We start from the raw sequence: 19,902 nt of genomic DNA on the forward strand, positions 1-19,902 counted from the left end.
TCGACAGGCAGAGGAGGAAGGAGGGCTGCGACCAATTAGACATGGTCTAAATTCTATCTATTTTCCTTCGTCCCGCAAGGGGGTGGCCGGAGCCGGCACCTTCCTGCGCCGCACACGCCGTTGCAGCGCGTCGACGTAGCCGGAAAGCCCGTAGAGCAGGAAGGCGCCGAACAGCACCTCCGGCGGGCTGGTCGAGACGAGGATGAACACCAGCACCACGAGCAGCACGACGAAGAACGGCACGCTCTTCCTGAGGTTGATCTCCTTGCCGCTGTAGTAGCGCAGGTTGCTCACCATGGTGAGCCCGCCGAACAGCGCGATCGCCGCCGCCAGCCAGCGCACGTCGTGGCCGTCGACGCCGTACGACACCATGACCCATACGAAGCCCGCGACGAGCGCGGCGGCCGAGGGGCTCGGCAGGCCCTGGAAGAAGCGCTTGTCGGTGACGACGTCGATCTGCGTGTTGAAGCGCGCCAGCCGCAGCGCGGCGCCGGAACAGTAGACGAAGGCCGCGATCCAGCCGAACTTGCCGAGGTCCTGCAGCGCGAACTCGTAGATCACCAGCGCCGGCGCGACACCGAACGAGACCATGTCGGAGAGGCTGTCGTACTCGGCGCCGAACGCGCTCTGCGTATGCGTCATGCGCGCGACGCGGCCGTCGAGTCCGTCGAGCACCATGGCGATGAAGATCGCCACCGCCGACAGCTCGAAGCGCCCGTTCATCGCCTGCACGACGGCGTAGAAGCCCGCGAACAGCGCACCGGTGGTGAACAGGTTGGGCAGCAGGTAGATGCCGCGATCGCGCATCCGCGAGCGCTTCGATTCGGTCTTGCGGTGATGGAAGTCCAGCATGGCGCGTCTAGGCCGTGTCAACACCCGTTACCAGCGAGCCAGTATGGTACGCCCGCCGCTGACCTTCTGGCCAATCGAGACTTCCGGCCGCGCGGTCGTCGGCAGGTAGACGTCGACGCGCGAGCCGAAGCGGATGAAGCCGTAGCGCTGGCCGCGCGTGAGCGCGTCGCCCGTGCGCACGTAGCACAGGATGCGGCGCGCGATCAGGCCGGCGATCTGCACGCACGTAACGTCGCCGCGCGGCGTGGCGATATGGAGGGCGTTGCGCTCGTTCTCGGTGGAGGCCTTGTCGAGATCGGCGTTGACGAAGCTGCCGGGCGTGTACCACACGCCCTTCACTTGGCCGTCGACCGGGCTCTTGTTCGAATGCACGTTGAACACGTTCATGAACACGCTGATCTTCAGCGCATCGCGCTTCAGGTATTCGTCGCGGACTTTCTCGACCGCGACGATGCGGCCGTCGGCCGGCGCGATCACCGCGTCCGCATCGGCGGGCGGCACGCGCGCCGGGTCGCGGAAGAACTGCAGCGCAAACAGCGCCCAGATCCAGAACGGGATCGACCACCAGCCGACGAGCCAGGTTGCGACGAGCGCGGCCGCGAACGCGGCCAGGAGAACCAGCCAGCCTTCGCGGGCGATGAGGGGGTGTGTCATAAATTCGGTGAGCAGGGAGGCGAAAGGGGTGAGGCGCAGGGACGCGCGCCCCCGCAGACCTCACCCCTGTCCGTGAGCCGATCAGTTCTTCGACTGGTCGACCAGCTTGTTGGCCTTGATCCAGGGCATCATGTCGCGCAGCTTGGCGCCGGTCACCTCGATCGAATGCTCGGCATTGAGGCGGCGGCGGGCGGTCATCGACGGGTAGTTGGTCTTGCCTTCCTGGATGAACATCTTGGCGTATTCGCCGGTCTGGATGCGCTTCAGGGCGGCGCGCATGGCGGCGCGCGACTGCTCGTTGATGACCTCGGGGCCGGTGACGTACTCGCCATACTCGGCGTTGTTCGAGATCGAGTAGTTCATGTTGGCGATGCCGCCCTCGTACATCAGGTCGACGATCAGCTTCAGCTCGTGCAGGCACTCGAAGTAGGCCATCTCGGGGGCGTAGCCGGCCTCGGTCAGCGTCTCGAAGCCCATCTTCACCAGCTCGACGGCGCCGCCGCACAGCACGGCCTGCTCGCCGAACAGGTCGGTCTCGGTCTCCTCGCGGAAGGAGGTCTCGATCACGCCGCCCTTGGTGCCGCCGTTGGCGCAGGCGTAGGCCAGCGCGATGTCACGCGCCTTCTTCGACTTGTCCTGGTAGATCGCGATCAGCGAGGGCACGCCGCCGCCACGCTTGTACTCGGAGCGAACGGTATGGCCGGGGCCCTTGGGCGCGACCATGATCACGTCGAGGTCGGCGCGCGGCACGATCTGGTTGTAGTGGATGTTGAAGCCGTGGGCGAAGGCGAGCGTGGCGCCCTTCTTGATGTTCGGCTCGATCTCGCCGTAGTAGACGCCCGGCTGCTGCTCGTCCGGCACCAGGATCATGACGACGTCGGCGTCCTTCACGGCCGCGCCGACTTCCTTCACGGTGAGGCCGGCCTTCTTGGCCTTGTCCCACGAGGCGCCGCCCTTGCGCAGGCCGACGGTGACCTTCACGCCGGAATCGGTCAGGTTGGCGGCGTGGGCGTGGCCCTGCGAGCCGTAGCCGACGATGGTGACCTTCTTCTTCTTGATGAGGGAGAGGTCGGCGTCCTTGTCGTAATAAACTTTCATGGCAGTTCCTAGTGTGAAAATCAGGCTTTGAGACTGCGCTCGCCGCGGCCGATGCCGGACGCGCCCGTGCGCACGGTTTCGATGATGAAGGCGGGGTCGATCGCCTCCAGGAAGGCATCGAGCTTGGAACCGGTGCCGGTCAGCTCGATGGTGTAGGTGGCGTCGGTGACGTCGATGATGCGGCCGCGGAAGATGTCGGCGGTGCGCTTCATCTCCTCGCGCCCGGAACCGACCGCCTTCACCTTGACCAGCATGAGCTCGCGCTCGATGTGGCGGCCTTCGGTGAGGTCCATCACCTTGATCACGTCGACCAGCTTGTTGAGCTGCTTGGTGATCTGCTCGATGATGTCCTCGGAGCCGACGGTGACGATGGTCATGCGCGACAGCGTCGCGTCCTCGGTCGGCGCCACGGTGAGCGACTCGATGTTGTAGGCACGCGCGGAAAACAGCCCGGCGACGCGCGACAGCGCGCCGGCCTCGTTTTCCATCAGCAGCGAAATGATGTGGCGGTGATTGTTGTTGCTCATCACAGCTCCTCCGCGAGGATCATCTCGGACAGGCCCTTGCCGCCCTCGACCATCGGGAAGACGTTCTCGGTCTGGTCGGTCTGGAAGTCCATGAACACCAGCCGCTCCTTGAGCGCGGGGGAGAACGCCTCCTTCAGCGCGCCCTCGACGTCCTCGGGCTTGTCGATGCGCATGCCGATGTGGCCGTACGACTCGGCCATCTTCACGAAGTCGGGCAGCGATTCCATGTAGGACTCGGCGTAGCGGCTGCCGTAGAAGAACTCCTGCCACTGCCGCACCATGCCCATGTAGCGGTTGTTGAGCATGACGACCTTGACCGGGATGCGGTACTGTTTGCAGGTCGACAGCTCCTGGATGTTCATCTGGATGCTCGACTCGCCGGTGATGCAGGCGACCTGCGCCTCGGGGTGCGCGAGCTGCACGCCCATCGCGTACGGCAGGCCGACGCCCATGGTGCCGAGGCCGCCGGAATTGATCCAGCGGCGCGGCTGGTCGAACTTGTAGTACTGCGCCGCCCACATCTGGTGCTGGCCGACGTCGGAGGTGACGAAGGCGTCGCCCTTGGTCACTTCCCACAGCTTCTCGACCACATACTGCGGCTTGATGATGGCGCTCTGCCTGTTGTACTTGAGACAGTTCTTCGAGCGCCACAGCTCGATCTGGGTCCACCAGGCGTTGAGCGCGGCGGTGTCGGGCCTGTCCTTGGCCTGCTTCAGCAGCGCCAGCATCTCGCTCAGGACGTTCGTGACGTCGCCGACGATGGGCACGTCGACCTTGACGCGCTTGGAGATCGACGAGGGGTCGATGTCGACATGGATGATGCGGCGCTGCTCGCGCGCGAAATGCGCCGGGTTGCCGATCACGCGGTCATCGAAACGCGCGCCGACGGCCAGCAGCACGTCGCAATGCTGCATCGCCATGTTGGCTTCGTAGGTGCCGTGCATGCCGAGCATGCCGAGGTTCTGCCGGTCGGTCGCGGGATAGCCGCCCAGCCCCATCAGCGTGTTGGTGACGGGAAAGCCCAGCATGCGGGTGAGTTCGGTCAGCACACCGGCGGCATCGCCGAGCACCACGCCGCCGCCGGCGTAGATCATCGGCCGCTTGGCCTCGAGCAGCATCTGGACGGCGCGCTTCAACTGGCCGCTGTGCCCCTTCACCACCGGGTTGTACGAGCGCATCTCGACGGTCGCCGGATATTCGAAGTCGGTCACGTGGTAGGTGACGTCCTTGGGTACGTCGACCACCACCGGTCCCGGACGGCCGGTGGCGGCGATGTGGAAGGCCTTCTTCATCGTCGCGGCGAGGTCCTTGACGTCCTTGACGAGGAAGTTGTGCTTGACGCAGGGGCGCGTGATGCCGACGGTGTCGACTTCCTGGAAGGCGTCCAGGCCGATCGCCGGGGTCGGCACCTGGCCCGTGACGACGACGATGGGCACCGAGTCCATGTAGGCGGTCGCGATGCCGGTCACGGCGTTGGTCGCGCCCGGACCCGAGGTCACCAGCGCCACGCCGACGCGGCCGGTGGCGCGCGCATAGGCGTCGGCGGCATGCACCGCGGCCTGCTCGTGGCGCACCAGCACGTGCTTGAACTTGTTCTGCTTGAAGATTTCGTCGTAGATGTTGAGCACGGCCCCGCCGGGATAGCCGAACACGAACTCGACCCCCTCTTCGGCCAGGCAACGTACGACGATCTCGGCGCCGGTGGCTTCCATAAACTGGCAAAAAATCAATTCGTTGGTGAACCCGTGAGGGTAATCGTTTTGCCACGTGGCGGTCAAGAAATCGCCCCATGGCAACGAAATGCGCCGGGGACGCCGCGACCGCAACAAAAAACCCCTCCTGGCGGAGGGGTCCGGATCGTGCGTCAGGCGCCGGGCGGGCGAGCCGTCACCGGCGCCGGCTCATTCGTGCGCGGCCTCGCGCAGCGCCTGCATGATCTCGTTGAGCGAGCCCTTCGCGTTCTCGAACATGCAGACCATGTTGCCGGCGCTGCACACCGTCATCGTGTCGCCCTGCACGATCCACCCCTGCGAGGGCGACCAGCCGCGCATCTGCGAAAACAGCGAAAGCAGATCGGTGTTGCCGGAGACCATGCGGCGATACCACTGGGCGAACTTCGCCAGGCGCGCCATGAGGTCGGCCGGCAGCAGGCCCTCGGCATCCATGATCACGCCGTCGTCACGAAAGCGGCATACGGCCGTCACGCCGTCGAGCACCAGAATTTTCTTGAGTGGCATACGCGCTCCTCAGGCCGACTGCAGGGCGTTGAAGGTGGCCTCGTAATTGGCGTCACGGTTCTTGACGACGACGCCGGCGTTGCCGTTGACCACGACCGACCATTCGAGCCCCACCACCGAGAAACCCTTGAGCGGCTGGAAGCCGCTCTGGCCCGTGAGCGCTTCCCAGCCGCGCGCCTCCATCGCCGCGATCGCCTGGTTGGCGACGCACGAGCGCGTCAGCAGGTCGAGCACCTGCGGCGTCAGTTCGGTCCCTTCGCGCAGCATGTGCGCCTGCAACTCCCCTCGATCCGTATAGGTGAACGCCGCGAGCGTGCCCGGCAAGTCCATCAGCTTCTGCAGATCCATCTCTCTCTCCCCCTGGTAATGATTGGTGTCAGGACTCAGTACAGCGCTTCCTTGGTGTCGCCTCCAAGCCGGGCATACAGATTGGCGAGCAAATCGTCCTGCACGTCGCCGACCTTGGCGCGCATGATGGTCATGACGTCGTTCAGCAGTTCGTCACGATTCTCGATGAAGGAAAAATAATTGCCGACCGCGCACACCGTCACCTTGTCGCCGCGCACGATCCAGCCCTGCACGGGCCGGCAGCCGCAGTTCTCGGCGAAGGAATCGAAGATCTCGGACTGCATGTTGACCGACAGGGTATTGGCGCGGCAGAGGATCGACGCCATGCGCGCGAATTCGTCGGTCAAGGCGCCCTGGTAGGAGAAGCGGTCGCCCCGGTACGCATATTCGCCGGCTGCAATAACACCAGGAATGGCCATGAGTTGCTTTACGATGTGCATCGAGCCCCCTCCTTGATCTTGATTTTGATTTTGTATGCGGTGCGCTGTGGCAAAGTGTCGCACCGTTTTCAATATAGAACCACCATGCAAGACAAAGCAATAGGCCTCCAGTCGGCCTCTTTCCTGACGCGAATCGCCTCGATGGTGTACGAGCTGCTGCTGGTCGCGGCCGTCCTGTTCGTCGCCACGCTGCCCTTTCTCTACCTCGTCGGCAGCGCCGAGAGCGGGTGGCGCCACCTGGTCTTCCAGCTGTACCTGACCGGCGTGCTGTTCGCCTACTTCAGCGCCTTCTGGATGCGCAGCGGCCAGACGCTCGCGATGAAGACGTGGCGCATCCGGCTGGTGTGCCGGGACGGCGGCCCCGTCACCCTGACGCGGTCGGCGCTGCGCTTCGCCGTCGCCCTGGCGGGCCTGCTGCTGGGCGGCGTCGGTTTCTGGTGGGGGCTGTTCGACCGCGACCGCCAGTTCCTGCACGACCGCATCGCCGGCACCCGGCTGGTGCGCGTCCCGCGCAAGGCCTGAGGCATGACCTGGCGCGAGCATCTGGAGGCGCGCCTGCAGGCAAGCCGGCCCGCCCGCGTCTGCGCACTGGACGCGGCCGCCCGCGCGTTGGCCGCCGTGGCGCTGCCGGGGGTCGCCATCGACGACGCCGCGACAGCGCCGGCGCCCTGCGCCCTGGCACTCGGCGTCGATGCGCTGGACGGCCTCGACGCGGCGCAGGCCGAGCAGCTGCTGAGCCGCGTCCGCCTCTATACCGCACCACACGTCCTGGTCGTCGCGCGGCCGGGCTGCGCGCTCGACGAAGCCGCCTTCCGCGCGCTCGGCTTCACGCTGGCCGCGACCGACGCGGCCGGCGTGCGCGTGCACGAGTACGACATCGAGACCTACAAGAGCGTGCCGGACTGGCTCAATTCCCGCTTCTGGGCGCACCCCGAGCGCTGGGAACCCTGAGGCCGACGGCGATTCCAACCGCCAGCGCGCCGCATCGCGCAAGCGCCCCCCTTGCGGTACACTGGCCTTCACCGCGCCACGCCCGACCATCATGACTTTCGTCCCCCACAACGCCCTTGAAGAACAGCTCGCCGCCGTGCACGCCGGCACGCTCGATCCCGAGACCTTCGTGCTGGGCCTGCTCGACCAGCAGCTGTTCATGCCGGTGCGCGACGAAAAGGACGCCATCCAGGGCTTCCAGCGCTCGACCCAGGCCGAGCCGCTGATCATCGAGGACGAGGACGGCGAGCGCGTGCTGGTGATGTTCACCAGCCCGGAACGCGCCAAGCCGATCGTCGCGCAGTTCCCCGGCTTTTCCGGCGGCCTCCTCACCGAGTTTTCCTGGCTGCTGCGCCGCCTCGGCGGCGGCGTGCCGATCGCGCTGAATCCGGGCTGGGACGTCGGCATGGATTTCGATGCCGAGACGGTCGCCCAGCTGATCGCGCAGCTGCCGCCCGAACACGCGGCCTGACGCCGCCGAGCCTCGATGCTTCCCAAGCGCGCCCTCGCCGCCTTCCGCTCCGCCCTCGGCGCCGATCGCGTGTTCGACGACGCCGCCACGCGCGCGCTCTACGCGAGCGACGAGACGCCGCGCCGTGTCGATCCCGACGCCGTGCTGTTCCCCGCCTCCCACGACCAGGTCGCCGCGCTGATGCGCGTCGCGTTCGAACACCGCGTCGCGGTGACGCCGCGCGGGGCGGGTTCCGGCAACGTCGGCGGCGCGCTGCCCGCCCCCGGCAGCGTCGTCGTCAGCTTCGAATGCATGCGGCGGGTGCTCGAGTTCAACCCCGTCGACCGCCTCGTCGTCGTCGAGCCCGGCGTCGTCACCCGCGACATCGACCACCTCGCGCGCGAGGCCGGCCTTTTCTATCCGCCCGATCCCGGCAGCGGCGACTACTGCCGCATCGGCGGCAACCTCGCGATGAATGCCGCAGGTCCGCGCGCCGTCAAGTACGGCGTGACGCGCGACTACGCCCTCGGCCTGCGCGCCGTGACCGGCCGCGGCGAGGAAATCCGCACCGGCTGCCGCACCACCAAGGGCGTCACCGGCTACGATCTCACCCGCCTGCTGGTCGGCTCCGGCGGCACGCTTGCGCTGATCACGGAAGCGACCCTGAAGCTGCTGCCCGCACCGGAGAGCGTCGCAACCCTGCGCGTGTGCTTCGCCGACACCCGCACGGCACTCGATGCCGTCGCCCGCGTCATGCGCCAGGCCGTCATGCCGAGCGCACTCGAATTCATGGATCAGCGCGCCATCGACGCCATCCGGCCGACCGGCACGGCCGACGACCTGCCGGTGGGAACGCGGGCGCTGCTGATGGTCGAGGCCGACGGCACCGCTGCCGAGCTGCCGCGCCAGATCGCGGCCCTCGAAGCCGCGCTCGACGGCCCCGGCCTGCTCGAGGCGAAGAGCGGCTTCGAGCGTGACGCCATCGCGCGCCTGTGGGCCGCGCGCAAGTCGCTGTCGCACGCGGTCAAGCAGATCGCGCCGCTGAAGATCAACGAGGACGTCGTCGTCCCGGTCTCCCGGCTGGCCGACTTCGTCGATTTCCTCGACCACACCGCGCGTGCACAGCGGCTCGCCGTCGTCTCGTTCGGGCATGCCGGCAACGGCAACCTGCACGTCAACCTGATGGTGCATCCCGACGACGCCGACGAAATGGCGCGCGCGCAGCGCGCGCTCGAAGCGATCATGCAGCAGGTGCTCGCGCTCGGCGGAACGCTGTCGGGCGAGCACGGCATCGGCACCGAGAAGCGCCGCTTCGTGCCGCAGGAAATCGACGCCGTCACGCTCGAGCTGATGCGCGCGATCAAGCGTCAATTCGACCCGCACGGACTCCTCAACCCCGGCAAGATTTTTCCCGACTAAAAATTGCCGGGAAGGCTTTACAAGCTCGAAAGCCATCTATAGAATGCGCGGCTTCGTTGGGGGTATAGCTCAGCTGGGAGAGCGCTTGCATGGCATGCAAGAGGTCAGCGGTTCGATCCCGCTTACCTCCACCAACTAACTGGAAGTACGATGCACAAACTGGGCGTCATCACCACCTTGGCGGGGTTGATCCTGAGTGTCGTCGGACTGGTTGTTGGATTCTGGGAAATGCTGCGTAGCAGCGGGAACAGCATGGCTTGGCTGTCGCTGGTCCCCCTGGGATTCGTCGGCCTGATGGTCGGCGTTACCCTGACACAGCTTTTCACGAAGCGATAGCGACGCAAGTCGATTGAGTTGACGGGTCAAACCGTCGTCCGGGTCCCCATCGTCTAGAGGCCTAGGACACCGCCCTTTCACGGCGATAACCGGGGTTCGAATCCCCGTGGGGACGCCACCTTACTCCCCGTAAGGTGCATGAAAATCCAGCCCGTTCCGGGTTGCGATTCCAAATACGTATCCGATCAAGGCGAAACAGGCAACGGGCCGCGATGCCTGGCTTTCGTTCGTGCGTTGTGCGCGAGGCGGCGCCGATCGCGCCGGTAGACGGCAACCCGCATTGCATCGGGCAACGAGATGAAGCGTGGTGCCGGGTGGCGCCCCGAAGACGAATCGAACGTCCGACCTACCCCTTAGGAGGGGGTTGCTCTATCCACTGAGCTACCGGGGCGTGGCGCGCATTCTACCGAATGCCGCACCGATTCACGAGTGATCGTTCCTCGACGCCGCACGCCGTCTATGATGGTGTTCAGGAGACCTTCATGGCGAAAATCATAATGGGAGGGCTGGCGATCCTGCTCGTGGCAGCGAGCGCCGCCATGTGGATGCTGCGGCCGGGATCGCAGCGGCCGGAAGGCAGCGCTGCACCGGACTTCGCGCTGCCGGACCAGGCCGGGCGCATCCACCGGCTGCGCGACTATGCCGGACGTTGGCTGGTGCTGTATTTCTATCCCAGGGACGACACGCCCGGATGCACCCGCGAGGCGTGCCGTTTCCGCGATGACATCGGCACCCTGGGATCGCTCCACGCGGCACTGGTCGGCGTCAGCGTCGACGATTCGCGCTCGCACGCCGCGTTCGCCCGCAAGTACGCGCTGCCCTTCCCCCTGCTGTCCGACCCGGACGGGCGGACCGCCGCCGCGTATGGAAGCCTGCTGAATCTAGGATTGATCCGCTTCGCACGACGCCATACGTTCATCGTCGCACCCGACGGGCGTATCGCGGCCCGCTTCGATCGCGTCGACCCGGCCCGGCACGCTGGGGAAGTCGCTGCCGTGCTGCGCCGCCTGCAAGGCGCCGCGACGGCTCAACTTCGGCCTTAAGTCGACCGTATACATGACTGTTGCCCCGCAGGAGCGCCATCTGATGCACAGGGGACTTTCGTTTCTCAGTGGAGTCGCGTTTGTTGCGCTGATCGCGCTGATCTGCGGCCTGCTGTTCAACAGCCTGTACCAGCTCCGCGCACTCGGCGAGCAACTCAACATCGTGGTCGAGCACCACAACCGCAAGATCGACCTCATCACCCAGACCCAGGTGGCCGCGCATATCCGCGCCGACAGTCTCTATCGCATGGTGCTGGCCGACGACCCGTTCGAACGCGACCCCCATTTCCTGGAGTTCAACCGCGCCGCCTTCCTGGTCGGCCAAGGCCGCAACGCCCTGCGGGCGCTCGGGTTGACGCCCGCCGAGCAGCGCGATTTCGACGCCCAGACGCAGCTGGTGAGTCACATTCAGGCCGTCCAGGAACACGTGGTCGACCTCCTGTACGACGGCCACCGGACGCAAGCCCGGGAGGCACTCGCGCGCGACGCGATCCCGCTGCAGGAAGCATTCAACGCGCAGCTGGCCGACATGCGCAACGCCTACCAGCGCGCCAACCTAGCCGCCCAGCGCGCCGCGCAGCAGACCTACCGGCAGGCCTACCTCCTCACCGTGATCTTTGGCGCGGCCGCGATCACGCTGGCCTTGCTGATCGCGTGGCACACGATCCGCAAGATCAGCCAGAAGTCGCGGCAACTGCGCGATCAGATGGCCGCGCTCGAGCAGTCGCGCGCCGCGTTGCGCGAGGAGGCCACCCACGACGCCCTGACCGGGCTCGCGAACCGCCGGCTGTTCTACGACCGGCTGCAGCAGGCGATCCGCCATTCGCTGCGCTACGGCGGCAAGGTCGGCATCCTCTATGTCGACATGGATCGCTTCAAGGACATCAACGACCAACACGGCCATCACATCGGCGATGCGGTGCTGATGGAAGTGGCGCAGCGCCTGCGGGAGTGCGTGCGCGAGTCGGACTCCGTCGCACGGCTGGGGGGCGACGAGTTCGTGGTGCTGCTCGAGGGCGTGCAGGATCGCCAGGACTGCCTCGCGGCCGCCCTCAAGATCGAGCAAAGCCTCGCGCGGACCACGCGCTTCGGCGACCTGCATCTCGAGATCGACGCCTCGATCGGCCAGGCGCTCTACCCCGACGACGGCGATGACGAGGATGCCCTGATCCGCGCCGCCGACGCCGCCATGTATCGGGTCAAATCCGGCTGCGAGTCGGAGCGGCAGTGCTCGCTGCCGTTCCAGTAAGCCGGCTCAGCGCGCCTTGAGCCGCAGCGCCTCGCGCGCGCGGCGCGCCTTCGCGCTCCAGATCCAGACGTACTGCAGGCCCGAGCCCACGGCGATGGCGAAGACGGCGACGAACACGTATTGCAGCCAGTCGCCGAGCGCCAGCACGCCGGCAAGGCCGCCCAGCACCAGGGCCAACAGCGTGAATTCGGCGAACATGTGCGTCTTGCCCAGCCAGGTCGGATGAATCTCCAGGTGACCTGCCAGCCCGCGGTAGCTCAAGGCGCCCAGGACGATGACCGTATCGCGTAGCAGGATCGCCGCCGTCACCCACAGCGGGATCGCCCCGCCCTGCGTCAGCATCACCAGCGTCACGATGCCGAGCGCCTTGTCGGCGACGGTGTCGAGCGCGGCACCGAGCGGCGTCATCTGGTCGAGCCAGCGCGCAAGAAAGCCGTCGATGCCGTCCGACACCGCGGCAGCGAGGAACAGCCAGCACGCCGCCACCCAGCGCTGCTCCACGATCAGCCAGGCGACGAGCGGCACGGCTGCTATCCGCAGCAGGGTGATGACGTTGGGCAGGTTCAGGACGCGCGCGCTCATGCCGTGAGCCTACTCAAGCCAGCGGCTGCCTGGCAAGCTCGTCCCACAGCTTGTCGAGGCGCTTGACCGACACCGGGTAGGGCGTCTTCAGCTCCTGTGCGAACAGCGAAATCCGCAGCTCCTCGAGGTGCCAGCGGAATTCGTCGAGCGCCGCCGGCACGGCGCCCTTCACCTGCGCGCGTCGTACCGCGTATTTGTTCTGCAGCGTGAGCACTCCGGCCATGCCTCGCGCGTCGCGCTGCTCGGCCGCCGGCAGTTTTTCCAGCCGCTTGAGGATACCGCGCAGGTATCGTGGCAGGTCCTTCAGATGCGCCCACGGCGTCGCGGTGATGAAGTCCTTCGACACCAGCGCCGCCAGATGCGCGGCCTCGTCGCGCATCACGCCGGGAAACTGCGGCTTGGCAGCGAGCCGCGCGGCGACCTGGGCGTGCAGGTCGAGGATCTCGGCGATGTCGCGCAGCAGCGCCTGCTTCACCACCGCAATGCGCGGCTTGGCGCGCTCCTTCTGCTTCTCGAATTCCCTCTGGCTGCGCGGCACGTCGTCGTCGCCCAGCAGCGCACGCGCGGCGATCGCGTCCAGCACTTCGGCGCGCAACTGCTCGGCGCTGCCGAATGCGCGGTACTTCAGTGCCAGCGCGGTCTCCCGCGACAGGTCCTTGTCGAGCTGCTTGAACTGGGCCGCGAGCGCGAGCCGCAGCAGGCGCACCACGCCGCGCCGCGTTTCCGCCTCGGCCGCGGCGGCATCGTCGAGCAGGCGCAGGTCGACCGTCTCGCCGTTGTCGACGAGCGCCGGATGGCCGACCAGCTCGCGCCCGGCGCGCCTGAATTTCACCTGCTCCGGCAGGTCGCCGAACGTCCACTCGGTCAGCCCGGCGCGCTCGAAGGGGTTGTCCTCGGCCCCGCCGCCGTAGGTGATGCGCGCCGTGCCGCCGAGCTGCCGGCGCAGGGCGGCGAGATCGCGGCCGCTGGCGAGTTCCTCGCCGCTGTCGTCGACGACGCTCACGTTCATCTTCAGATGCGCGGGCAACTCGCCCTTCCACTCGTCCGGATGAACGTCGGCACCGCTCTTGCGCCGGATGAAGCGGGTAAGCGCCTCGGTCAGCGGCGCCTCGCCCGGCTTCGCCACCGAGAGGAAGGCGGTGACCGTGTCGGGCAGCGGGATCAGCGGGCGGCGCTTGTCCTTCGGCAGGTTCTTCAGGAGCGCGGTGAGCTTCTCCCGGATCAGGCCCGGCACCAGCCAGTCGACCTGCGCCGGCTCGATGCGGTTGAGCAGATACAACGGCAGGCGCAGCGTCACGCCATCGAGCGGATGGCCCGGCTCGAAACGGTATTTGAGCTTGCACGTCACGCCGTCGACCTGCATGGCCTCGGGGAACAGCGTGTGGTCGGCGCCGAGTCCCTCGCCAAGAATGTCCTCGCGCTGCAGGAACAGGATTCTGGGGTCGGCGGTTTCGGCCTCGGCGCGCCAGCTCTCGAACGCCGCTCCATTGTGGAGATCGGCCGGAATGCGCGCGTCGAACACGCGGAAGATGCGCTCCTCGTCGAGCCACACGCCCGACTTGCGCGCCTTGTGCTCGAGGTCCTCGATTTCCTTGATCAATGCCCGGTTGTGCGCATGCCACGCGGCGCGCGTGTCGTAGTCGCCCGCGACCAGCGCGCCGCGGATGAACAGCTCACGCGACAGCGCCGGGTCGATCGGCCCGTAGTGGATCTTGCGCCGCGGCACCAGGGTGATGCCATACAGGCTCACGCGCTCGAACGCGGCCACGCGCGCGCCGTCCTTCTCCCAGTGCGGCTCGATGTACATGCGCGTCAGCAGATGGCGGCCCGCCGCCTCGATCCATTCGGGGCGCACCTCGGCGACGGTGCGCGCGAGCAGACGGCCGGTGTCGGTCAGTTCGGCCGCCATGATCCACTTGGGCCCCTTCTTCGCCAGCGCCGAGCCGGGGTGGATCGACAGCTTGATGCCGCGTGCGCCCTGGTAGTTGCCCTCGCCCGGCTTCGGCCGCCCCTTCGCTTCGTCCGACTTGAAGCCGATATTGCCGAGCAGGCCGGTGAGCAGGGCCTGATGGATGGCGTCGTAGCCGGCGTCCTTCTCGTTCTCGCGCAGGCCGAGCTCGGCGACCTGGGCATGGAGCTGGCCGTGGATGTCGCGCCATTCGCGCATGCGCCGCGGCGACAGGAAGTGGTCCTGCAGCAGCGTCTGCAGCTGGCGGTTGGTCTTCTTGTGCTTCAGCTGCTCGTCGTACCACTTCCACAGCTTGAGCCAACCCATGAAGTCGGAACGCTCGTCGGCGAACAATTTGTGCTTCTCGTCGGCGGCCTGCGCGCGCTCCATCGGGCGGTCGCGCGGATCCTGCACCGACAGGGCGCTGGCGATGACGAGCACCTCGCGCACGCAGCGCTGCTGCTCGGCCGCCAGCAGCATGCGCGCGATGCGCGGATCGAGCGGCAGCTTCGCCAGCTGGCGGCCGATCCTGGTCAGGTGCCCCTGCTCGTCGAGCGCGTGCAGTTCCGCGAGCAGCTGATAGCCGTCGCTGACGAGCCGGTGGCCCGGCGGATCGATGAAGGGAAAGCCGACGACATCGCCAAGATTCAGCGACTTCATTCTCAGGATGACGCCGGCCAATGAGGAACGCAGCAGCTCGGGGTCGGTGAAGCGCGGCCGGTTGGCGAAGTCCGCCTCGTCGTAGAGGCGGATGCACACGCCGTCGGCCACGCGGCCGCAGCGGCCGGCGCGCTGGTTGGCCGAGGCCTGCGAGATCTTCTCGACCAGCAGCTGCTCGACCTTGTTGCGCGCCGAATAGCGCTTCACGCGCGCGGTGCCGGGGTCGATCACGTAGCGGATGCCCGGCACGGTGAGCGAGGTTTCGGCGACGTTGGTGGCGAGCACGATGCGCCGCAGCGCCGAAGTCGGCTTGAAGATCGCGTCCTGCTCGGCGACCGACAGCCGCGAGAACAGCGGCAGGATCTCGGTGCCCGGCGGATGGTGCTTGCGCAAGGCCTCGGCGGTGTCGCGGATCTCGCGCTCGCCCGGCAGGAAGACCAGCGTGTCGCCGGGGCCGAGCCGCGCCAGCTCGTCGGTGGCGTCGAGAATGGCGGCAGTCAGATCGCCTTGGGCGTCACGTTTGCTCCCTCCCCCGCTGCGGGGGGAGGGTTGGGGAGAGGGCTTACGTGCCTCTGGGTCGTCGTCGCGCTCGATCGGGCGCCAGCGGATCTCGACCGGATAGGTCCGCCCGGATACCTCGATCACCGGCGCGTCGCCGAAGTGCCTCGAGAACCGCTCGGCGTCGATGGTGGCGGAGGTGATGACCACGCGCAGGTCGCTTCGCTTGTCCAGCAGCGTCTTCAGGTAACCGAGCAGGAAGTCGATGTTGAGGCTGCGCTCGTGCGCCTCGTCGATGATGATCGTGTCGTAGCGCGAGAGCAGCGGATCGCCCTGGCTTTCGGCGAGCAGGATGCCGTCGGTCATCACCTTGATCGCGGTGTCCTCGCGCACCTTGTCGGTGAAGCGCACCTTGTAGCCGACCAGCCCGCCGAGTTCGGAGCCCAGCTCCTGCGCGATGCGCGCGGCCACCGAGCGGGCGGCGATGCGGCGCGGCTGGGTGCAGCCGATGAGCCTACCGGCGCGGCCCGGCCCGGATTCCCGCAGCGCCTCCAGGCACATCTTGGGAATCTGCGTGGTCTTGCCCGAACCGGTCTCGCCGCACAGGATCAGGACGCGGTTCCGCCTCAGCGCGGCGAGGATGTCGTCGCGGCGGGCGGCGACCGGCAGGTCGGGATAGGCGATGGAAGGCGTGGCAGTCAAGATTCGGGGCAGTGCGGATCGCGCGAACGCGGACGGGACGGCTTATTTGTCGCGGATGTAGCGGGCGTCATCGAAGGTTTCCAGCCAGGCCGGACGGTAGACCGCCATCACCGTCACCGCCATGCCGGTCGAGAAGGCTTCGGCCCAGCCGAGCAGCACGGTTGCGTAGGGCGTGTACTGGGTCAGCAGGTAATCGAGCGAGTAGACCCCCGCGACCGCCATCAGGGCGGTGGTCACGAGGCCGACCGCGACCACCGACAGCGCCGCGCCGAAGAAGCCGTTGCCCAGCACGTAGATGAAGAAGTGGTTGGGCAGGCGCCGCTCGATGAAGCGGCACACGCCCCAGCTGACTGCCGCCGGCAGCGCCGCCATCAGCAGCACGTCGACACCCAGCGGCGCCCAGCTCGCCCGTCCGAACGCCGCGTTCACGACCAGCACCAGCGCGCCGGCGAAGGTGGCGCGCCAGAAGCCGAACATCAGCGTCAGCGCGGCGAGGCCATAGAGATGGAACGCCAGTCCCGGCTTGACGCCGGTGCGGATCTGCCAGAGGCCCAGCACGACGACCGTCGCACCGAGGAAGAGGTTGAGCCAGTCGGCCTCGCCGAGGCGCCGCCAGTCGCCCGACTGCAGCCAGCGCCAGGCCAGGAAGGCGACGCCGAGCCAGCCGGCGAGGTGAAAGGATTCGGGCAGCAATGATGCGGAGAAGCCGAGCGCGGTAGAATTCATGTGCCGATTTTACGCGAAGCGCAGCCTGCGCTCCCTCTTCGAGTCCCAGCCATGTCCGCCCGCCCCGTTTCCCCTTCCGCCAGCACCCCGCTCAGCGACGCCGAGATCGACGAGCTGGCCGACCTCGTCGACCTCATCGACGAACGCACCGACGTGCCCGTCTCGCTCGAAGGTCTCGACGGCTTCCTGCTCGCGCTGGCGTGCAGCCCGCGCACGATTCCGCCCGCGGAGTTCTTCCCGGTGCTGCTGGAGCGCGCCGACGGCATCGACGCGGTGTTCGAGGACGAGGCGGACGCGGCCCGCTTCCTGGCCCTGTTCGAGCGCCGCCGCGGCGAGATCGCACGCGCGCTGGCCGCACCGATCGAGAATCTCGCCGATCCACGGGCGCTGTCGCCGCTGATCATGGACTGGCAGGGCCTGCTGGCCGACCTGCCGCCGGCCGAGGCACGACGCCTGGAGGACGCAGGCATCCCGCCCTACGCCCAGCTCTGGGCCGGCGGCTTCCTGCTCGCGGTCGAGCACTGGGAGAGCGAATGGGAACTCCCCGCCGGCAGCAAGGATGAGGCCTTCGTCGATGAAATGCTCGACCCCTTCTACATCCTCGCCGCGCCGCTCGACGAACTCAGCACCGAAGAGCGCGCGGTGCGCCGCGAGGACCACGTCGCCCTCGCCGTCTGGGGTGCCTACGAACTGCGCGAATTCTGGCTCGACCGCGGCCAGGGCGTGCGCGCGTGAACGACTGTAACCTGAACCCTGTAAGCTTGAGCCGATGAAACTCGTTCTCTTCGACCTCGACAATACCCTGCTGGCCGGCGACTCCGATTACGAGTGGGGCCAGTTCCTCATTGCCAAGGGCGCGGTCGACGGCGCGCACTACGAAGCCAAGAACCGGGCGTTCTACGAGGACTACAAGGCGGGGCGCCTCGACATCTACGCCTTCCTCGCATTTGCGCTGCGCCCGCTCGCGACCCACAGCCGCCAGCAGCTCGACGCCTGGCACGCGGAATACATGGAGACGCGCATCCGGCCGATGATCACGCAGGCGGCGCGCGACCTCGTGAACCGGCATCTGAACGAGGCCGATCTCGTCGCCGTCATCACGGCGACCAACAGCTTCGTCACCGGGCCGATCGCGAAGGAATTCGGCATCCCGCACCTGATCGCGACCGACCCCGAGGAAATCGACGGCCATTTCACCGGCGAGGTCGCGGGCACGCCGTGCTTCCGCGAGGGCAAGGTCGTGCGGCTCGAACACTTCCTCGAGGCGCATGGCACCCGGCTCGACTGCCTCGACACCAGCTGGTTCTACAGCGACTCGCACAACGACCTGCCGCTGCTCGAGAAAGTCCGCCATCCGGTCGCCGTCGACCCCGACCCGACGCTGCGCGCGCACGCCGAGGCGCAGCACTGGCCGGTGATCTCGCTGCGCGAAGCGGGCGCTCGGGAGCAACGCTGATGCCGATCCTCGCACCGAACCGCGTGCCCAGGGCGACGCCCTCGACGCTGGCCGAAAGCGTCGCGCAGCAGCGCGAAGCGCTTGCCAACCTGCTGCGCGAGCCGCTTGCGCTGGCGGCGCAGGCGTGCAGCCGGGCGTGGCCGAGCCGCGCCGGCCTGAACGCGGCGCTGACCCACGCAATGCGTGATCTGCCGGCGTGCAAGTACCTGTACGCGCTCGACACCCGCGCGATGCAGCTGTCGGACAACATCAGCCACGCGGGCCTGATCGAGACCGACTACGGGCGCGACCGCTCCGACCGTCCCTACATGAACGAGGCCGTGCCGAACCAGGGCTTCCTGCTGTCGCAGGCCTACATCAGCCTGCGCGCCAAGCGGCCGTCGCTGACCGCGATCCAGATCGTCCGCGACGACGACGGCCACGTGCTCGGCTTCGTCGGCGCCGACTTCGACCTGCGCGACCTGCCGCTCACCGGCAAGCTGTACGAGGAGCCGACCTACTGGCGGCAGATCAAGGGCGACCCGGCGATCCGCGGCGCGGTGTTCCACCAGACCCGCAGCGACAGCCAGCTGGACCTCCAGCTCGACACGGTGCTCGGCGTGATGGAGGAGCTGATGAGCGATCGCGGCGTGTTCCACGGCAAGCTGCATTTCTCCAGCAGCCGTGCGACCATCTGGCTGGTCGACGACCCCTACCGCTACCGCCTGCTCGACATCGAGGCGCTGACCGATCCCGACACCTGCCTCAGCTATCCGCGCCGCCCCTATCCGGCGGACGCCGTCGTGCCCAAGGAAAAGATTCGCCCGGTGCTCGAGGCGCTGCGCGGCCTGCGCTTCATGGACGAGACCTTCTACCTGCGCGCGGGCTCGCTCAACATCTTCAACGGCATGGTCGGGCTGACCTTCTCGTGCGACGGCTCGCACTACCTGCCGTGGGACGAGTTCCTCTCCAAGGGCTACGATTTCTGGGCGCCCGACAACCCGACGGGGCTCAGCTGCCCGGTCTGACCCTCGCCCGAAAGGGCGACGGCGCGGGGGGGCGCGCCGGCGCGGACGTCACGCCGCCTTCTTGTCCTTCTTGACGGCGGCATGCATGCGGACGGGAGCCGTCTTCGCGCCGGCGCGTCCGCCCTTCATCAAGCCAGCCAGCGTCACCTGGTCGAGGACGTCCAGGTAGGCGGTCGTCGCGGTCTGCAGCACATCCTTGAGCGCACACGCCGGCGAGTACAGGCAATGGTTGCCCGACGGGTCGAAGCATTCGGCCATGTGGAAATCGGTCTCGGTCAGGCGTACCACCCGGCCGATATTGATGTCCTCCGGCTCGTGATTGAGCCGAAGTCCGCCGTTGCGGCCGCGCACCGTCTCCACCATGCCGGAGAGCCCCAACTGGTAGACCACCTTCATCAAATGGTTCTTCGAAATGCCGTGCGCATCGGCGATCTCCGAAATCGTGACCAGGCGGTCGCGATGGGCGGCGAGATACATCAGCGTGCGCAGCGCGTAGTCGGTGTAGGCAGTCAGTCTCATGGCGTCGTCATCCTTGGCGGACGCGGGTCGCCGGCGGCGAGTCGCGTCCGCGGAAAATCATGTACACATTATATGTATTTCCGGCGGCATGCCGGGCCGGGGCCCGGCATGCCGCCCCCCATTGATACCAAACAATGCGATCTGAAGATATTTTTTTCTT

Annotated in this window: 22 protein-coding genes and 3 tRNA genes; 12 read left to right on the forward strand and 13 right to left on the reverse strand. The window is 67.3% G+C overall.

Annotated elements, in window-relative coordinates; all coding sequences use genetic code 11:
* Positions 1-57 precede the first annotated feature (57 nt).
* From pssA to VA613_RS10960, 8 genes are all read right to left on the reverse strand, one after another.
* Positions 58-852: a CDP-diacylglycerol--serine O-phosphatidyltransferase gene (gene pssA / locus VA613_RS10925; RefSeq protein WP_324779047.1), complete on the reverse strand. Its 795-nt coding sequence runs from the start codon at positions 850-852 to the stop codon at positions 58-60.
* A 27-nt stretch (positions 853-879) separates the two neighbouring features.
* Complete coding sequence (locus tag VA613_RS10930) at positions 880-1,506, reverse strand: phosphatidylserine decarboxylase (protein ID WP_324779048.1); 627 nt, start codon at positions 1,504-1,506, stop codon at positions 880-882.
* A gap of 81 nt (positions 1,507-1,587) precedes the next feature.
* Complete coding sequence (ilvC, locus tag VA613_RS10935) at positions 1,588-2,604, reverse strand: ketol-acid reductoisomerase (RefSeq protein ID WP_324779049.1); 1,017 nt, start codon at positions 2,602-2,604, stop codon at positions 1,588-1,590.
* A 20-nt stretch (positions 2,605-2,624) separates the two neighbouring features.
* Positions 2,625-3,131 carry an acetolactate synthase small subunit gene (ilvN, locus tag VA613_RS10940; RefSeq protein ID WP_324779050.1) on the reverse strand — a complete coding sequence of 169 codons (507 nt, stop codon included), beginning with the start codon at positions 3,129-3,131 and terminating at the stop codon, positions 2,625-2,627.
* Positions 3,131-4,843 carry an acetolactate synthase 3 catalytic subunit gene (locus VA613_RS10945; RefSeq protein WP_324779051.1) on the reverse strand — a complete coding sequence of 571 codons (1,713 nt, stop codon included), beginning with the start codon at positions 4,841-4,843 and terminating at the stop codon, positions 3,131-3,133. The genes ilvN and VA613_RS10945 overlap by 1 nt, the downstream gene beginning before the upstream one ends.
* Positions 4,844-5,032: 189 nt before the next feature.
* The gene (locus VA613_RS10950; RefSeq protein ID WP_324779052.1) at positions 5,033-5,368 is read right to left on the reverse strand and encodes a DUF2173 family protein; all 336 of its coding nucleotides are present in this window, start codon (positions 5,366-5,368) and stop codon (positions 5,033-5,035) included.
* A gap of 9 nt (positions 5,369-5,377) precedes the next feature.
* On the reverse strand, positions 5,378-5,716 hold the full coding sequence (locus tag VA613_RS10955; RefSeq protein ID WP_324779053.1) for a DUF2173 family protein: 339 nt from the start codon (positions 5,714-5,716) through the stop codon (positions 5,378-5,380).
* 35 nt (positions 5,717-5,751) lie between these two features.
* Positions 5,752-6,156: a DUF2173 family protein gene (locus VA613_RS10960; RefSeq protein ID WP_324779054.1), complete on the reverse strand. Its 405-nt coding sequence runs from the start codon at positions 6,154-6,156 to the stop codon at positions 5,752-5,754.
* A gap of 84 nt (positions 6,157-6,240) precedes the next feature.
* On the opposite strand from VA613_RS10960, the gene VA613_RS10965 reads away from it, so the two are divergent.
* The 7 genes from VA613_RS10965 to VA613_RS10995 all read left to right on the forward strand — a co-directional run bounded on the left by VA613_RS10965 (position 6,241) and on the right by VA613_RS10995 (position 9,470).
* Positions 6,241-6,678, forward strand: a complete 438-nt coding sequence (locus VA613_RS10965) for an RDD family protein (protein ID WP_324779055.1) — start codon at positions 6,241-6,243, stop codon at positions 6,676-6,678.
* Positions 6,679-6,681: 3 nt separating this feature from the next.
* A complete protein-coding gene (locus VA613_RS10970; RefSeq protein WP_324779056.1) occupies positions 6,682-7,107 on the forward strand; it encodes a DUF6231 family protein in 426 nt (141 codons plus the stop codon).
* Between the two features lie 91 nt (positions 7,108-7,198).
* Positions 7,199-7,618: an SseB family protein gene (locus VA613_RS10975; protein ID WP_324779057.1), complete on the forward strand. Its 420-nt coding sequence runs from the start codon at positions 7,199-7,201 to the stop codon at positions 7,616-7,618.
* A 15-nt stretch (positions 7,619-7,633) separates the two neighbouring features.
* The gene (locus VA613_RS10980) at positions 7,634-9,016 is read left to right on the forward strand and encodes an FAD-binding oxidoreductase (RefSeq protein ID WP_324779058.1); all 1,383 of its coding nucleotides are present in this window, start codon (positions 7,634-7,636) and stop codon (positions 9,014-9,016) included.
* 58 nt (positions 9,017-9,074) lie between these two features.
* Positions 9,075-9,150 (forward strand) — tRNA-Ala (locus tag VA613_RS10985).
* Positions 9,151-9,166: 16 nt separating this feature from the next.
* The gene (locus VA613_RS10990; protein ID WP_324779059.1) at positions 9,167-9,352 is read left to right on the forward strand and encodes a hypothetical protein; all 186 of its coding nucleotides are present in this window, start codon (positions 9,167-9,169) and stop codon (positions 9,350-9,352) included.
* A gap of 42 nt (positions 9,353-9,394) precedes the next feature.
* Positions 9,395-9,470, forward strand: a tRNA-Glu gene (locus tag VA613_RS10995).
* Positions 9,471-9,667: 197 nt separating this feature from the next.
* Here VA613_RS10995 and VA613_RS11000 read toward each other — a convergent pair.
* Positions 9,668-9,743 (reverse strand) — tRNA-Arg (locus VA613_RS11000).
* 91 nt (positions 9,744-9,834) lie between these two features.
* Here VA613_RS11000 and VA613_RS11005 point away from each other — a divergent pair.
* Both VA613_RS11005 and VA613_RS11010 read left to right on the forward strand, forming a co-directional pair.
* On the forward strand, positions 9,835-10,395 hold the full coding sequence (locus VA613_RS11005) for a peroxiredoxin (RefSeq protein ID WP_324779060.1): 561 nt from the start codon (positions 9,835-9,837) through the stop codon (positions 10,393-10,395).
* Between the two features lie 43 nt (positions 10,396-10,438).
* The gene (locus VA613_RS11010; protein ID WP_324779061.1) at positions 10,439-11,644 is read left to right on the forward strand and encodes a diguanylate cyclase domain-containing protein; all 1,206 of its coding nucleotides are present in this window, start codon (positions 10,439-10,441) and stop codon (positions 11,642-11,644) included.
* Positions 11,645-11,650: 6 nt separating this feature from the next.
* Here VA613_RS11010 and VA613_RS11015 read toward each other — a convergent pair whose 3' ends face one another.
* From VA613_RS11015 to VA613_RS11025, 3 genes are read right to left on the reverse strand one after another with little or no spacing between them, the layout of a single operon-like run.
* Positions 11,651-12,226: a CDP-alcohol phosphatidyltransferase family protein gene (locus VA613_RS11015; protein ID WP_324779062.1), complete on the reverse strand. Its 576-nt coding sequence runs from the start codon at positions 12,224-12,226 to the stop codon at positions 11,651-11,653.
* A gap of 13 nt (positions 12,227-12,239) precedes the next feature.
* Entirely contained in the window at positions 12,240-16,034 is a 3,795-nt protein-coding gene (hrpA, locus tag VA613_RS11020) for an ATP-dependent RNA helicase HrpA (RefSeq protein WP_324779063.1), read from the reverse strand.
* A gap of 42 nt (positions 16,035-16,076) precedes the next feature.
* Positions 16,077-16,760 (reverse strand): energy-coupling factor ABC transporter permease, encoded by a 684-nt coding sequence (locus tag VA613_RS11025; RefSeq protein ID WP_324779064.1) that lies wholly within the window; start codon positions 16,758-16,760, stop codon positions 16,077-16,079.
* A gap of 51 nt (positions 16,761-16,811) precedes the next feature.
* On the opposite strand from VA613_RS11025, the gene VA613_RS11030 reads away from it, so the two are divergent.
* Genes VA613_RS11030 through VA613_RS11040 form a run of 3 tightly spaced genes read left to right on the forward strand, consistent with a single transcriptional unit; the run spans position 16,812 to position 19,223 of the window.
* The gene (locus tag VA613_RS11030; protein ID WP_324779065.1) at positions 16,812-17,495 is read left to right on the forward strand and encodes a YecA/YgfB family protein; all 684 of its coding nucleotides are present in this window, start codon (positions 16,812-16,814) and stop codon (positions 17,493-17,495) included.
* A 34-nt stretch (positions 17,496-17,529) separates the two neighbouring features.
* On the forward strand, positions 17,530-18,216 hold the full coding sequence (locus VA613_RS11035) for a histidinol-phosphatase (protein ID WP_324779066.1): 687 nt from the start codon (positions 17,530-17,532) through the stop codon (positions 18,214-18,216).
* Positions 18,216-19,223 (forward strand): PDC sensor domain-containing protein, encoded by a 1,008-nt coding sequence (locus VA613_RS11040; protein WP_324779067.1) that lies wholly within the window; start codon positions 18,216-18,218, stop codon positions 19,221-19,223. The genes VA613_RS11035 and VA613_RS11040 overlap by 1 nt, the downstream gene beginning before the upstream one ends.
* A 48-nt stretch (positions 19,224-19,271) precedes the next feature.
* Here VA613_RS11040 and VA613_RS11045 read toward each other — a convergent pair whose 3' ends face one another.
* Positions 19,272-19,742 (reverse strand): RrF2 family transcriptional regulator, encoded by a 471-nt coding sequence (locus VA613_RS11045; RefSeq protein ID WP_324779068.1) that lies wholly within the window; start codon positions 19,740-19,742, stop codon positions 19,272-19,274.
* Positions 19,743-19,902 lie beyond the last annotated feature (160 nt).

The sequence above is a fragment of the Thiobacillus sp. SCUT-2 genome, from assembly GCF_035621355.1.
GTDB classification, from domain to species: Bacteria; Pseudomonadota; Gammaproteobacteria; order Burkholderiales; family Thiobacillaceae; genus Thiobacillus; species Thiobacillus sedimenti.

Bases quoted from the DNA above. Each gene is read 5' to 3' on its own strand.
- pssA (WP_324779047.1), bottom strand. From the start codon at position 852: ATGCTGGACTTCCATCACCGCAAGACCGAATCGAAGCGCTCGCGGATG.
- VA613_RS10930 (WP_324779048.1), bottom strand. From the start codon at position 1,506: ATGACACACCCCCTCATCGCCCGCGAAGGCTGGCTGGTTCTCCTGGCC.
- ilvC (WP_324779049.1), bottom strand. From the start codon at position 2,604: ATGAAAGTTTATTACGACAAGGACGCCGACCTCTCCCTCATCAAGAAG.
- ilvN (WP_324779050.1), bottom strand. From the start codon at position 3,131: ATGAGCAACAACAATCACCGCCACATCATTTCGCTGCTGATGGAAAAC.
- VA613_RS10945 (WP_324779051.1), bottom strand. From the start codon at position 4,843: ATGGAAGCCACCGGCGCCGAGATCGTCGTACGTTGCCTGGCCGAAGAG.
- VA613_RS10950 (WP_324779052.1), bottom strand. From the start codon at position 5,368: ATGCCACTCAAGAAAATTCTGGTGCTCGACGGCGTGACGGCCGTATGC.
- VA613_RS10955 (WP_324779053.1), bottom strand. From the start codon at position 5,716: ATGGATCTGCAGAAGCTGATGGACTTGCCGGGCACGCTCGCGGCGTTC.
- VA613_RS10960 (WP_324779054.1), bottom strand. From the start codon at position 6,156: ATGCACATCGTAAAGCAACTCATGGCCATTCCTGGTGTTATTGCAGCC.
- VA613_RS10965 (WP_324779055.1), top strand. From the start codon at position 6,241: ATGCAAGACAAAGCAATAGGCCTCCAGTCGGCCTCTTTCCTGACGCGA.
- VA613_RS10970 (WP_324779056.1), top strand. From the start codon at position 6,682: ATGACCTGGCGCGAGCATCTGGAGGCGCGCCTGCAGGCAAGCCGGCCC.
- VA613_RS10975 (WP_324779057.1), top strand. From the start codon at position 7,199: ATGACTTTCGTCCCCCACAACGCCCTTGAAGAACAGCTCGCCGCCGTG.
- VA613_RS10980 (WP_324779058.1), top strand. From the start codon at position 7,634: ATGCTTCCCAAGCGCGCCCTCGCCGCCTTCCGCTCCGCCCTCGGCGCC.
- VA613_RS10990 (WP_324779059.1), top strand. From the start codon at position 9,167: ATGCACAAACTGGGCGTCATCACCACCTTGGCGGGGTTGATCCTGAGT.
- VA613_RS11005 (WP_324779060.1), top strand. From the start codon at position 9,835: ATGGCGAAAATCATAATGGGAGGGCTGGCGATCCTGCTCGTGGCAGCG.
- VA613_RS11010 (WP_324779061.1), top strand. From the start codon at position 10,439: ATGCACAGGGGACTTTCGTTTCTCAGTGGAGTCGCGTTTGTTGCGCTG.
- VA613_RS11015 (WP_324779062.1), bottom strand. From the start codon at position 12,226: ATGAGCGCGCGCGTCCTGAACCTGCCCAACGTCATCACCCTGCTGCGG.
- VA613_RS11025 (WP_324779064.1), bottom strand. From the start codon at position 16,760: ATGAATTCTACCGCGCTCGGCTTCTCCGCATCATTGCTGCCCGAATCC.
- VA613_RS11030 (WP_324779065.1), top strand. From the start codon at position 16,812: ATGTCCGCCCGCCCCGTTTCCCCTTCCGCCAGCACCCCGCTCAGCGAC.
- VA613_RS11035 (WP_324779066.1), top strand. From the start codon at position 17,530: ATGAAACTCGTTCTCTTCGACCTCGACAATACCCTGCTGGCCGGCGAC.
- VA613_RS11040 (WP_324779067.1), top strand. From the start codon at position 18,216: ATGCCGATCCTCGCACCGAACCGCGTGCCCAGGGCGACGCCCTCGACG.
- VA613_RS11045 (WP_324779068.1), bottom strand. From the start codon at position 19,742: ATGAGACTGACTGCCTACACCGACTACGCGCTGCGCACGCTGATGTAT.